Source organism: Candidatus Frackibacter sp. WG13 (assembly GCF_900114655.1).
GTDB lineage: Bacteria > Bacillota > Halanaerobiia > Halobacteroidales > Acetohalobiaceae > Frackibacter.
In genome coordinates this window covers 1-12,574 of the sequence record NZ_FOTT01000004.1, presented here as the reverse complement: position 1 = coordinate 12,574, position 12,574 = coordinate 1, and the positions used below count along the sequence as shown (strand labels likewise).

The following is a 12,574-nucleotide window of genomic DNA, read 5'->3' as shown; positions in this document are numbered from 1 at the left end:
TTGTGAAAAAAGTTGATAATGTAGCACAATTAATAGGTCAAACTCCGTTAGTAAAATTAAACCGAATCGTTGATGAAGACGCTGCTGATATTTACGTTAAATTAGAAGCATTTAATCCAGGAGGAAGTGTTAAGGATAGGATTGCTCTAAGCATGATTGAAGCTGCAGAAGAGAATGGAGATTTGAAACCAGGTGGGACTATTATAGAACCGACTAGTGGCAATACAGGAATCGGTCTTTCATTAGTAGGAGCAGCAAAGGGCTATAAAGTAGTTTTGACTATGCCTGATTCAATGAGTATGGAACGAAGACAGCTGCTTAGTGCTTATGGAGCAGAGTTAGTATTGACTCCTGGAGAAGATGGTATGCCAGGAGCAATTGAAAAAGCTAAGGAGTTAGATGAAGAGAATGATGACTACTTCATGCCACAACAATTTGAGAATCCGGCTAATCCGGAAGTACATAGGAAGACTACAGCTCAGGAAATTTTAGAAGCTGTCGATAATGATTTAGATGCTTTTGTAGCTGGAGTAGGAACTGGTGGGACAGTGACCGGTGTCGGACAAGTGTTAAAAGAAGAGTTAGATGACGTAAAAGTTTATGCAGTAGAACCTGAGGGTTCTCCGGTTATATCCGGTGGTGATCCTGGTCCTCATCAAATCCAAGGAATTGGTGCTGGATTCATACCAGAAGTACTAAATACAGGTCTGTTAGATGATACCATTCAAGTAACTAATGATGAATCAAAAGAGACAGCACGTAGATTGGCAAAGGAAGAAGGTCTCCTAGTTGGAATCTCTTCTGGAGCAGCAGTAACAGTTGCATTAAAGGTAGCTAAGGAATTAGGTAGCGATAAGAAATTAGTAGTTATTGCTCCAGATACCGGTGAACGATACTTAAGTACAGATCTATTCGAAATTAAATAAAGGTTAGATTAGACTATACTATAATTGTCATTTATTATCGGGGCTAAAAAGAACGGTTTTTAGTCCCGGTATTTTCATTATATAAACAAATTTTAAAATTAAGAATTTTTTATAATTAATTGCTGACACTTAAAAATTCTGTGTTACTTATCCTTGAAATTTTATTATAAAATTTACTTAGCTAATTATATAAGAGCATAGAGCTATATAGGAGGTAGAACTAAGGATGAAGGTTATTGAGAACGTTACTAAATTAATTGGTAAGACACCATTAGTTGAGCTAAAAAAGATGAGTCCAGCTAACGGTGCCCAAGTCTTTGCTAAATTAGAATTCTTTAACCCTGGACGTAGCGTTAAAGATAGAATTGCTTTAAGTATGATTGAAGATGCTGAGAAGAAAGGAAGATTGAAATCAGGCGGGACTATTGTAGAACCGACTAGTGGTAATACAGGAGTTGGTTTGGCTTTAGTAGGGGCAGCTAAAGGTTATAAAGTAGTCTTAACGATGCCAGAGTCAATGAGTATGGAGCGAAGGAGATTGCTTAGTGCTTATGGAGCTGACCTAGTATTGACTCCAGCAGAAGCAGGAATGCAAGGGGCTATCAAGAAGGCTGAAGAATTAGAAGCAGAATATGATAATTGTTTTATGCCCCGGCAGTTTGAAAATCCGGCAAATCCAGAAGCACATAGAAAGACTACAGCTCAGGAAATTTTAGAAGCTGTCGATAGTGATTTAGATGCTTTTGTAGCTGGAGTAGGGACTGGAGGCACATTAACAGGGGTAGGACAAGTTTTAAAGAATGAAGTTGATGGAGTACAGGTCTACGCTGTTGAACCTGAAGATTCAGCTGTATTATCTGAAGAAAGACCTGGTCCCCATAAGATTCAAGGGATTGGAGCAGGATTTATACCGGAAGTATTGAATACTAATATATATGATAGAGTAATCAAGATTGATGATGATGAAGCATTCCAAACTTCATTAAAACTTGCTTATGACGAAGCCTTATCAGTAGGTATTTCAGCAGGTGCCAATGTTCTAGCGGCGATTAAAGTGGCAGAAGAACTAGAACCTGACCAAAAAGTAGTCACTATTTTACCAGATACAGGTGAAAGATACTTTAGTGTTCATAAATACTTTAGATTAGGTAAGAAAGGAGAGTAGTCTTACTTTAATAATGAAAGAGATAAAATTTAAAGAAGAAGCGGCAGCTTTAGCAGATGAGATAATAGAATGGCGTCGTCAGATACATGCTTATCCAGAATTAGGATGTAAAGAATTCAAGACAGCTAATTTAATTGCTGATGTGTTAAGAGAATTAGATATAGAGGTAGAGACTGAAGTAGGCAATACGGGAGTTGTAGGGGTCCTAAGTGGTGACGATAATGGTCCTACGATTGCTTTGCGTGCTGATATGGATGCTTTACCTATTCAGGAAGAAACTGACTTACCATATGCTTCTCAAAATAATGGTGTGATGCATGCTTGTGGTCATGATGCTCATGTGGCTATGGTGTTGGGGGTAGCTAAGTTATTAACTGAAACAGAAATTAAGCTACCTGGTAACATCAAGTTTATCTTCCAACCTAATGAAGAGCAGCCACCTGGAGGAGCTAAAGGTATGATTAGTGATGGTGTATTGTCTACACCAGAAGTAGATGCAATTGCTGCTTTACATGTTAATCCTCAACTACCAACCGGAATGTTAGCAGTTAAAGAGGGACCTATTATGGCCGCAGCCGATAAATTTACAGTTAAGATTAAAGGGCAAGGTGGCCATGGAGCGGCGCCTCATCAGACAGTAGATCCAATCATTGTCACTACCCATGTGATTCAAGCCTTACAGACGATAGTTAGTCGCCAAGTTGATCCTTTAGAAGCAGTAGTTTTAAGTATTGGTGAGTTACAAGGTGGAAGTAGTTTTAATGTAATAGCTGAAGAAGTCAACTTTGCAGGGACGGTGCGTACTCTTAATTATGAACTGAGAAAGAAGATGCCTCAGTTGATTGAGAAGACTATCTCAGGGGTAGTTGATAGTTTTAATGCTGAATATGATTTAACGTATGAAAAGGGGTATCCAATTTTAGATAATGATAAGATAATGGTTAATTATATTGAGAATGCAAGTGACCAAATTATAGGTAAAAGAAAGACTTTGCAATTAAATAATCCTTCTATGGGAGGAGAAGATTTTGCCTATTATGCTCGAAAAGTGCCTGGAGTCTTTGCTCATTTAGGAGCAGGAAAATCTTCTGGGGAGATATATCCTTGGCATCATCCTAAGTTTAATTTAGATGAAGCAGCATTATCTATAGGAACTGCAATTTTGGGACAATTAGCTTATGATTACTTACTAGACCAGAGTAAATCTTAATTATATAAAAGAAATTTGTTTTAAAGTATTAGGAGGCTAGTTTGATGAAAAGCTTTAAGCCAGAAGGAGTATGTTCAAAAGAGATCAGTTTTGCAATAGAAGAAGGAACTATTAAAGATATTGAATTTAGGGGAGGCTGTGGTGGTAATTTAGAAGCCATAGCTACTCTAGTTAAAGGTATGGAGGTTGAAGAAGTAGTAAATAAGTTGAGAGGAATTACTTGTCGTAATGGGACTTCTTGTCCAGACCAATTAAGCAAAGCAATAGTCGCTACTTTAGAAGATAAGAATTAGAATATAAGGAAAAAATTAAAAACGAATTCTTCTTGACAAAGAATTATTATCGTGTTATCATGTTAGTAGCTTATATAAGTAACTAAATAATATGCTCTTATCGAGAGAGGTGGAGGGACTGGCCCGATGAAACCCGGCAACCGGTAGTAACGTCGTTAGTTACTATAGCGGTGCCAAATCCTGCAGTAAAAGTATACAAATACTTTTATTGAAAGATGAGAAAGGTCTTAGAAATTTTAACCTCTTCTCATTGAGAAGAGGTTTTTTTGATGTTACTATACTCTATGATTTAGCTAATAATATTTTAATTAAGAGATTATAGAAGAGTCTTAAATTTAAGAAGGGTGATAATATGATTCAAATTAAAGAACTCAGCAAAGTATACAATAGCGAAGAAGGTCAAGTAGTTGCCTTAAAGAATGTTAACTTAGAGATTGAGGCAGGTCAAATATTTGGGATTATTGGACCTAGTGGCGCCGGGAAGAGTAGTTTTATCCGTTGTTTGAATCTGTTAGAAGAACCTACTGAAGGACAAGTGATTGTAGATGGTCAAGATTTAACTACTTTAAACACTAAGAAATTAAGAAAAGCTAGAAAGAAGATTGGAATGATCTTTCAAAATTTTAACCTATTGCAAAGTAGAACTGTAGCTGATAATGTGGCATTTCCATTAGAATTAGCAGGAGTGGATAAAGAGCAGATCAGGGTTAAAGTTGATGAATTATTAGAACTAGTTGGATTAGCTGATAAAACTAATAATTATCCAGCACAGTTAAGTGGTGGGCAACAACAGAGAGTAGGTATTGCTAGAGCTTTAGCTAATGATCCGAAGTTACTATTATGTGATGAAGCAACTTCTTCTTTAGATCCACAGACTACAGATTCGATTTTAGATTTATTGAAGGATATTAATCACCAATTAGGAATTACAGTCGTCTTAATTACTCATGAAATGGAAGTGATTAAACAGATCTGTGATAAGGTAGCGGTTTTAGAAAAAGGTTCAATTATAGAAGAAGGAGAGACGATTCAAGTCTTTACTAATCCACAGCATGATACGACTAAAAGATTTGTTCAGAGTGTAATTAATGCCGATATACCAGAAGAGTTCTACGAAAGAAAGAGTGTTATAGAACCAGAAACTGGAAAGCTAATCAAGGTTTCATTTGTTGGCAAATCAGTAAAAGAGCCGATTATATCTAACGTCATTAAAGAGTGTGATGTAGATGCTAATATTTTGTATGGCAATATAGATAAGATACAAGAGACCTCATTTGGAATCCTCTTAATTGAGATAACAGGAAATAATTTTTCAGTTAAACAGGCAGTTAATTACTTAGAAGAACAGAACTTAAAGATAGAGGTGATTAGAAATGACAGAGATGTTAGGACAGTTAGCTAGTAATTCAGAATTATTGTTGCAAGGATTGCAAGAAACATTATATATGGTCTTAGTTTCGATGATGATTGCTGTATTTTTCGGGATTCCATTAGGAGTAGGAGTGGTGGTTACAGAACCAAATGGTATTTTAGAAAAGAAAGAGATAAATTTCATTTTAGGCTCAATAATTAATGTTGCTCGTTCAATTCCGTTCATTATTTTGATGGTAGCAATTATTCCTTTTACTAGACTGATAGTAGGGACTTCAATTGGTACTACAGCAGCAATTGTTCCTTTGGCTGTAGCAGCAATTCCTTTTATAGGACGTATTGTTGAAAATTCATTAAAAGAAGTAGACCCTGGAGTGGTAGAGGCTGCACAGGCGATGGGAGCTACTCCATGGGAGATTATTACTAAAGTATTAATTCCTGAAGCATTACCATCATTAATATTGGGAATAACATTAGCTTTGATTAGTTTGATTGGGTATTCTGCAATTGTAGGAGCAGTTGGAGGAGGTGGACTAGGAGATATAGCAATTAGATATGGTTATCAGCGTTTTCAAGGAGATGTAATGTTACAAACAGTAGTTATCTTAGTCGTTTTAGTACAATTGATTCAATCAATAGGCAATTGGTTATCAAGTAAACTAAACAAAGCAACTTAATATTTTTAAAAATAAAAGAAAGATGAGGAGTGAGTATTAATGTTAAAGAGTAAAAGAATTGTAATTTCTATTTTGTTAGTATTAATAGTAGGTTTAGTAGTAGGCTGCAGTGGGAATCAAGCTACTGAGACTAAAGGAAAGGCAGAACAGACAAAATTGGTTGTAGGAGCAACACCGGTACCACATGCAGAAATCTTAAGGAAAGTAAAGCCGTTGCTAGCTAAGAAAGGGATTGAGTTAGAGATTAAGGAATTTACTGATTATGTAACGCCTAATATTGCTTTGGCAGATGGAAGTATCGATGCTAATTATTTTCAGCATGTTCCTTATTTAAATAACTTTAAAGAAGAAAGAGGGTTAGACCTTACTTATATTAATAAAATTCATATTGAACCAATGGGGCTTTATTCTGAAAAGATTAGTTCGCTAAAAGAGCTTAAAAAAGGAGCTACAATTGCTCTTCCTAATGATGTTACGAATGAAGGTCGTGCCCTATTATTATTAGAAAAGAATGGTTTAATCAAATTAGATAAAGATGCTGGTTTAGAAGCAACACCAGTAGATATTGTAGAAAATCCAAAGGATTTAAAGTTTGAAGAGTTAGCAGCGGCACAATTACCAAGAGTATTAACTGATGTAACAGCAGCAGTGATTAATACTAATTATGCATTAGAGGCTGACTTAGTACCAACTAAAGATGCAATCATTATGGAAGGTAGTGAATCGCCATATGCTAATATATTAGCAGTTAGAACTGAAGATAAAAATAACGAAGCATTAAATCAATTAGCAGATGTATTAACTTCTAAGACTGTGAAGAAATTCATTCAAGAGAAGTATAAAGGTGCTATTGTACCTACATTCTAAAGTTCGAGTAATGATTAGATAAAAGTAAATTCTTCTTATCAAGAGCGGTGGAGGGACTGGCCCAATGAAACCCAGCAACCAGTAGTAATTGTATTCAATTACTAAACAGGTGCTAAATCCTACAGTAAGAATTGCTATTTCTTACTGAAAGATGAGAAAAGGTTAGGTAACGAACAAAAACCTCTTCTCATTTCTGAGAAGAGGTTTTTGTAATAAGAGATAGAGGAGGAAATATTAATGAAATTTAATACAAAATTAGTCAATTTTGATTCTAAAGATGCAAATGGGTCTACAAATACACCAGTATATTTAAGTAACTCTTTTGCTTATGAAAAACCTGAAGATTTAGAAGCGGTATTTAATAATAAGGCTCCAGGTTATACATATACTAGGGTGGGGAATCCATCTATTAGTAATGTAGAGCAAAAATTAGCTACATTAGAACAAGGCGAGACTGCTCTATTATGTTCTTCAGGAATGGGAGCAATTACTACTTGTACTTTAGCAATTTTAGAAGAAGGTGATGAATTTATTGCGACTAGCTCTTTGTTTGGCGGAACTTATAATTTATTTAAAAGTTATAAAAATTATGGTATCAAACCTAGATTTGCTTCTGGGGTGGAGAAGAATGATATAGCAGAACTATTAAATAATAAGACTAAATTTGTCTTCTTAGAGACATTGGGTAATCCTAAATTAGATATACCTGACATTAAGGGGATTGCTGAATTGTGCAAAGAAAAAGGAGTACCATTAATAGTTGATAATACAATGACTAGTCCTTGTTTAATTAATCCGATTGAATTAGGTGCTAATATAGTGATTCATTCAACCTCTAAGTATATAAACGGAACTGCTAATTCTATTGGGGGAGTTATTATTGATGGTGCGAACTTTAATTGGGGTAAATTTAATACTTTTTCTAAATATAAAGAATTTAGCAATTTTGCATTTAGTGCAAAAATAAGAGGAGAGACTGCTCGTAATCTTGGTGCTTGCATATCACCAATGAACTCTTTCTTAAACGAATTAGGAATTCCGACTCTTGCTTTGCGCATAGAAAGGCATTGTCAGAATGCATTCGAATTAGCCCAATTCTTAGATTCAAATCCGGAAATAGATGAAGTAACGTATCCAGGTTTAAAAGAGAATAAATACCATACTAGAGCGAAGGATCTGTTTCAGGTAGGCTTTGGAGGAATGTTAACCTTAAGAGTCGGTAGTAAGGAAAAAGCATTTAAAATTATCGAAAGCTTGCAATACTTTTATAACTCGCCTAATATTGGTGATGTAAAATCATTAGTAATCCATCCTGCTTCAACTATATATGCTAATAATACAGCAGAAGAAAAAGAAGTATTAGGAGTCTACGATGATTTAATTCGAATTAGTGTTGGAGTTGAAGATATAGAAGACCTTAAAGGTGATTTTACGAGAGCCTTAGAGGATGTTAAAGATTAGATTATATTTTTTATATTAATACCAGGTAAACTGATGGGTTTTATTATAATTATTTATTAAATGGCCTTGAAAGTATTAAAGTTATCTGTTATAATTATATTAGCTTAAATACATAAAAACCAATGAGATTACTCGGGATAATATTTTTGGTTATGTATAAGATGTTTACTTAATTTTTTTGTAGTAATCTTAGTCTCTAATAAATTATGGTATAATAGATTTAAGACATCTTGTTTAAGGAATATTCAATTTAATAGATAAACTCTTATAAAAGGGGGAGAATAAATGTTTGATTTTAATGAAGATGAAGTCGAAAGATATAGTAGGCATATTCTATTACAAGAAGTAGGAGTAGAGGGACAGGCAAAATTAAGAGAATCCAGTGTATTAGTCGTAGGTGCAGGAGGGCTAGGTTCACCAGTAGCCTACTATTTAGTGGCAGCGGGAGTAGGTAAGATTGGAATTGTAGATTTTGATGAAGTTGACCTTAGTAATTTACAGCGACAGATTCTACATAGTACTGATGATGTAGGAAGAGCTAAAACTGATTCAGCAAAGGAAACTTTAGAGGCATTAAATCCGAACGTAGAGATTATAACTTATAATCAACGTCTTGGGACAGATAATGTAGAAGATTTAGTTTCTCAATATGATATAGTGATTGATGGTGTTGATAATTTTGCTGCTCGTTATTTAGTTAATGATGCGTGTGTATTTACTAACACGCCTTTGGTAGAAGGTGGAATCTTGCGATTTGAAGGGCAAGTAACATTAATTGACCCAGAAGAAGGACCTTGTTATCGTTGTGTATTTCCGGAACCACCTAAGCCAGGGAGTATCCCTAGTTGTCAAGAAGCAGGAGTTTTAGGAGCGATCGCTGGAACTATTGGTACTTTACAAGCTACAGAGGCGATTAAGTATTTATTAGGAATTGGTGAATCGTTAATCGGAAGACTTGTAATTTATGATGCTTTACAGTTATCATTTAGAGAAGTGAAGATAGAACAGAATTCAGATTGTTCACTTTGTGGTGCTAAACCAGAAATTACTGAATTAGAAGAGTATACTATACATTGTTCTCTGCAAGAGAACGACTAAAAATAAAGGAGTGAAATAATAATATGGAGTTGGTAGTAAATGGTGAGAAACATGAAACAGAAACAAGTAATTTGTTAGAGTTATTAGAAGAGTTTGATGTTAACCCTGATTTAGTTTCTCTCAAGGTGAATGAACAAGTGGTTAATAAAGACCGAATTGAAGTGACTGAATTAAGCGATGGCGATGAAGTAGAGATGTTATTCTTTATGGGAGGCGGCAACTAAATATTACGCTATAAGTTTAAGGGCTATATTATGTAGGATTCACATAATATAGCTTCTTTAATAATGAAGTTTTGATTTATATTAAAAGATTAAAAAAGAAACCAGGAATGAAATTTATTGTATTAAAACTTTAATATGTGGGTCACTATTATTTATTGATTGTTCAATTGTAATATAGTGGTCTCATTGAACATATTTTATAAAGATGTTAATAATTAATTTTAATATTTGTCACTTATTACCTTTAAGAAACATATGATAGAGATTGAGAAGGAGGCAAACTAATTCATGGATCATTTAGATAAGTTAGAGAATAGAAGTATTCACATTTTACGTGAAGCTTATAGTGAATTTAAGAATTTAAGTATGTTATGGTCGATTGGGAAAGATAGTACCGTATTATTATGGTTAGCAAGGAAGGCGTTCTTTGGTCATGTGCCGATTCCTTTGGTGCATATAGATACAAATTATAAGATTGCGGAGATGATTGAACATCGTGATAGATTAGCTCGGGAGTGGAAGTTAGATATGATTTACGGTCAAAATAAGAAAGCTTTAGAAGAAAAACAGACCTTTCCCGATGGGAATACGACTAGATTGGACTGTTGTCGTAAGTTAAAGACAGCGGGGTTAAAGAATACATTGAACGGTAATTGGCCTAGATACAGAATGAATCATAAGACTGGAGAATATGAGATAGACAAAAATACTGAGCCGTATACTGGTGTTATCGTCGGTGTAAGAGCTGATGAGGAAGGTACGCGGTCTAAGGAACGATACTTCTCTCCAAGAGATACAAATAATGACTGGGAGATAGGAGATCAGCCACCAGAGTTTTGGGATCAGTATAAGACTGATTTTGCACCAGGAACTCACGTTAGGATTCATCCGTTATTAGATTGGACAGAGTTGAATATCTGGGAATATATTGAACGAGAGAATATTCCGATGGTTTCACTTTACTTTGATCAAGGTGATGGAACTAGATATAGATCATTAGGATGTGCACCTTGTACTAACCCTGTCGAATCGACAGCTAGTAATCCAGCGGAGATAATTGAAGAGTTGAAGACTGGTAAGTTTTCTAATATTGCTGAGAGAGCAGGTCGTGAGCAGGATAAGGAAGACGGTGGAGGTCTTGAGGAACTTAGAAAAGAAGGTTATATGTAATACGGATAAAACCTTTAAAGATTTATTAGACACAGACTTCCGCAGACCAAACACAGACTAAAAACTTAAAGAATAAGAAATGAATTAAACATAGTTAATGAATGAGGCGTAGATTAATATTGAATAACATGAATCTAGGTTTTAAAAGTCTCGTGTATAGTCTTGGAGCGTCAAGTTAAGCTTATGTTTTATCCAATTGGTGAAAGTCCAATCTATTCAATTACCATTTTCAAATAGAAGTTGAGATAGCTACGAAGCTGGTGACAGTCAAAGTAGAAGCCTATCAAGACAGTATCTAAGCCGTAACGAAAGTGAACTTGGTGTAGCCTCGTTAAACTAAATTATAGTCGGTCAGCCTCTCGAGACTGGGTGAAACCTGCCACTACCTATAAATAGCAAAATGGTCATATAGGTGGGACTATCGGGGTTAAAAGAGATGGCGTGGATATAAATGGATAGCATAGGAACTTGAGAAGTTCTTTTCTGTTGGGATTACAACCTAAGATTTTACCTATAAGGGTAACCGAAATGGGAAATCGCAGAGAAGAATGCGGAGATGTCCATAGTAGCGATGATATATAAGACAGAATAACTTGTATTAGCAAAGGGACATTACTTTAGACAATCTTTTGTTGAGAGGAGTATTTGCAAATTGGTGAAAAACCTAGAATTGCAACCCATTTCAAATAACATACCACAACGAGATGAGGAAAGCATACGAGACTTTCAGGGGAAGATATATCTAAAAGCAAAGCAAGAAGAAGAATTCAAGTTCTATATTCTATACGATAAGATAATGTCAAAGAAATTCTTGCTGGAAGCATATTTCCGGGTGAAAAAGAATGATGGAAGTCCTGGTATAGATGGAGTAAGTTTTGAAGATATAGAGAACGAAGGTTTAGGAGACTTCATAAATAGCTTGCATAAAGAACTAAAGACTAAAAGCTATAAATCTTCCCCAGTCAAAAGAGTTTATATAGAAAAAGAAAACGGGAAGAAAAGACCTTTAGGTATTCCCACTATAAGAGATAGAGTAGTACAAATGTCATGCAAAATCGTAATAGAACCAATATTTGAAGCAGATTTTGCAGATATTTCATATGGTTTTAGACCAAAAAGAAGTGCAGCAGATGCAATAAAGGAAATCAAAGATAACTTAAAAGCAGGAAACACAGAGGTATATGATGCCGATTTAAGTTCTTACTTTGACACCATTCCACATGATAAGCTAATGATATTAGTAGCTCAGAGAGTGAGTGATAAACATACTTTAAGCTTAATCAAAGGATGGCTAAAGACTCCAGTACAGGAAGATGGAAAGATAACTGGAGGGAAGAAAAGTAAGCAAGGAACTCCTCAAGGAGGGGTTATATCTCCACTTTTAGCCAACATATATCTAAATCTATTAGATAAAATAGTGGATGGTGGATGGAAGTTATTCAGAGAGGCAAGAATTAAAATTGTCAGATTTGCTGATGATTTTGTTGTGATGGGGAAGAAAATTTCAAGTAAGATAAAAGGTGCGTTACTAGGATTACTTGAGAGAATGGGTCTTAGAATAAATGAAGAGAAAACAAAAACAGTAAAAGCTAGGGAGAAATCATTTGATTTTCTAGGGTTTACATTTAGATTTGATAAAAGTTTGTTTAATGAAGACAAGAGATATTGGAATGTATTCCCGAGTAAGAAATCCCTGAAAAAGTTAAGAAGGAAAATAGGAAGTTATTTAAAGAAATCTGGCCATCTGGTGCCAATGAGAATCGCAAATGAACTAAACTCAAAAATTAGAGGCTGGATAAACTATTTTTCCATAGAAGGGGTAAGTTATCCAAATAAAGCAAAAAGGAATATAGAATGGTACCTAAAGTGTAGGTTAGGCAGGTACTATAAAAGGAAAAGTCAGAGAAGAAGCAAGCTCTATAGTAAAGGAGCATACAAGGTATTAGTTGAGAAATACGGATTAATAAAACCTAGTGCTTATTAAACTGACACTTGTGAAAGCTTTAGATGAAGTCTAAAGGGAAGCCGTATGAGGGAAAATCTCATGTACGGTTTGAAGAGGACTGTCTGATAACTTTAATTAGAGTTATCAGCTTTTACTCGACTGTCAAA

12 protein-coding genes and 2 riboswitches are annotated in these 12,574 nt (G+C 34.9%); all 12 genes read left to right on the top strand.

Annotated elements, in window-relative coordinates:
• Positions 1–2: 2 nt before the first annotated feature.
• The 12 genes from cysK (BM077_RS03350) (at position 3) to ltrA (ending at position 12,446) form a co-directional block, all read left to right on the top strand.
• Positions 3–926, top strand: a complete 924-nt coding sequence (gene cysK / locus BM077_RS03350; RefSeq protein ID WP_218140286.1) for a cysteine synthase A — start codon at positions 3–5, stop codon at positions 924–926.
• A gap of 226 nt (positions 927–1,152) precedes the next feature.
• On the top strand, positions 1,153–2,091 hold the full coding sequence (cysK, locus tag BM077_RS03345; RefSeq protein ID WP_089748343.1) for a cysteine synthase A: 939 nt from the start codon (positions 1,153–1,155) through the stop codon (positions 2,089–2,091).
• Positions 2,092–2,104: 13 nt separating this feature from the next.
• Positions 2,105–3,301 (top strand): M20 metallopeptidase family protein, encoded by a 1,197-nt coding sequence (locus BM077_RS03340; RefSeq protein WP_089748344.1) that lies wholly within the window; start codon positions 2,105–2,107, stop codon positions 3,299–3,301.
• 44 nt (positions 3,302–3,345) lie between these two features.
• The gene (locus BM077_RS03335) at positions 3,346–3,594 is read left to right on the top strand and encodes a TIGR03905 family TSCPD domain-containing protein (protein WP_089748345.1); all 249 of its coding nucleotides are present in this window, start codon (positions 3,346–3,348) and stop codon (positions 3,592–3,594) included.
• Positions 3,595–3,688: 94 nt separating this feature from the next.
• Positions 3,689–3,816: riboswitch (SAM riboswitch) on the top strand.
• A 130-nt stretch (positions 3,817–3,946) separates the two neighbouring features.
• Positions 3,947–4,996 carry a methionine ABC transporter ATP-binding protein gene (locus tag BM077_RS03330; protein ID WP_089748346.1) on the top strand — a complete coding sequence of 350 codons (1,050 nt, stop codon included), beginning with the start codon at positions 3,947–3,949 and terminating at the stop codon, positions 4,994–4,996.
• Positions 4,968–5,642 (top strand): methionine ABC transporter permease, encoded by a 675-nt coding sequence (locus BM077_RS03325; protein WP_089748347.1) that lies wholly within the window; start codon positions 4,968–4,970, stop codon positions 5,640–5,642. The genes BM077_RS03330 and BM077_RS03325 overlap by 29 nt, the downstream gene beginning before the upstream one ends.
• 39 nt (positions 5,643–5,681) lie before the next feature.
• Positions 5,682–6,509: a MetQ/NlpA family ABC transporter substrate-binding protein gene (locus tag BM077_RS03320; protein ID WP_089748348.1), complete on the top strand. Its 828-nt coding sequence runs from the start codon at positions 5,682–5,684 to the stop codon at positions 6,507–6,509.
• Positions 6,510–6,541: 32 nt separating this feature from the next.
• A riboswitch (SAM riboswitch) is annotated at positions 6,542–6,667 on the top strand.
• 79 nt (positions 6,668–6,746) lie between these two features.
• Complete coding sequence (locus BM077_RS03315; protein ID WP_089748349.1) at positions 6,747–7,970, top strand: O-acetylhomoserine aminocarboxypropyltransferase/cysteine synthase family protein; 1,224 nt, start codon at positions 6,747–6,749, stop codon at positions 7,968–7,970.
• Between the two features lie 285 nt (positions 7,971–8,255).
• Complete coding sequence (gene thiF / locus BM077_RS03310) at positions 8,256–9,068, top strand: thiazole biosynthesis adenylyltransferase ThiF (protein ID WP_089748350.1); 813 nt, start codon at positions 8,256–8,258, stop codon at positions 9,066–9,068.
• A gap of 23 nt (positions 9,069–9,091) precedes the next feature.
• Positions 9,092–9,292, top strand: coding sequence for a sulfur carrier protein ThiS (thiS, locus tag BM077_RS03305; RefSeq protein ID WP_089748351.1), 201 nt, complete (start codon positions 9,092–9,094; stop codon positions 9,290–9,292).
• 288 nt (positions 9,293–9,580) lie between these two features.
• On the top strand, positions 9,581–10,462 hold the full coding sequence (gene cysD, locus BM077_RS03300) for a sulfate adenylyltransferase subunit CysD (protein WP_090003427.1): 882 nt from the start codon (positions 9,581–9,583) through the stop codon (positions 10,460–10,462).
• A 655-nt stretch (positions 10,463–11,117) separates the two neighbouring features.
• Positions 11,118–12,446, top strand: coding sequence for a group II intron reverse transcriptase/maturase (gene ltrA / locus BM077_RS03295; RefSeq protein WP_143062155.1), 1,329 nt, complete (start codon positions 11,118–11,120; stop codon positions 12,444–12,446).
• Positions 12,447–12,574 lie beyond the last annotated feature (128 nt).

What these genes read in the sequence shown, in the direction of transcription:
- cysD (WP_090003427.1), top strand. Translation starts at nt 9,581, where the DNA reads ATGGATCATTTAGATAAGTTAGAGAATAGAAGTATTCACATTTTACGT.
- BM077_RS03335 (WP_089748345.1), top strand. Translation starts at nt 3,346, where the DNA reads ATGAAAAGCTTTAAGCCAGAAGGAGTATGTTCAAAAGAGATCAGTTTT.
- BM077_RS03330 (WP_089748346.1), top strand. Translation starts at nt 3,947, where the DNA reads ATGATTCAAATTAAAGAACTCAGCAAAGTATACAATAGCGAAGAAGGT.
- cysK (WP_089748343.1), top strand. Translation starts at nt 1,153, where the DNA reads ATGAAGGTTATTGAGAACGTTACTAAATTAATTGGTAAGACACCATTA.
- thiF (WP_089748350.1), top strand. Translation starts at nt 8,256, where the DNA reads ATGTTTGATTTTAATGAAGATGAAGTCGAAAGATATAGTAGGCATATT.
- BM077_RS03340 (WP_089748344.1), top strand. Translation starts at nt 2,105, where the DNA reads ATGAAAGAGATAAAATTTAAAGAAGAAGCGGCAGCTTTAGCAGATGAG.
- BM077_RS03325 (WP_089748347.1), top strand. Translation starts at nt 4,968, where the DNA reads ATGACAGAGATGTTAGGACAGTTAGCTAGTAATTCAGAATTATTGTTG.
- BM077_RS03315 (WP_089748349.1), top strand. Translation starts at nt 6,747, where the DNA reads ATGAAATTTAATACAAAATTAGTCAATTTTGATTCTAAAGATGCAAAT.
- thiS (WP_089748351.1), top strand. Translation starts at nt 9,092, where the DNA reads ATGGAGTTGGTAGTAAATGGTGAGAAACATGAAACAGAAACAAGTAAT.
- BM077_RS03320 (WP_089748348.1), top strand. Translation starts at nt 5,682, where the DNA reads ATGTTAAAGAGTAAAAGAATTGTAATTTCTATTTTGTTAGTATTAATA.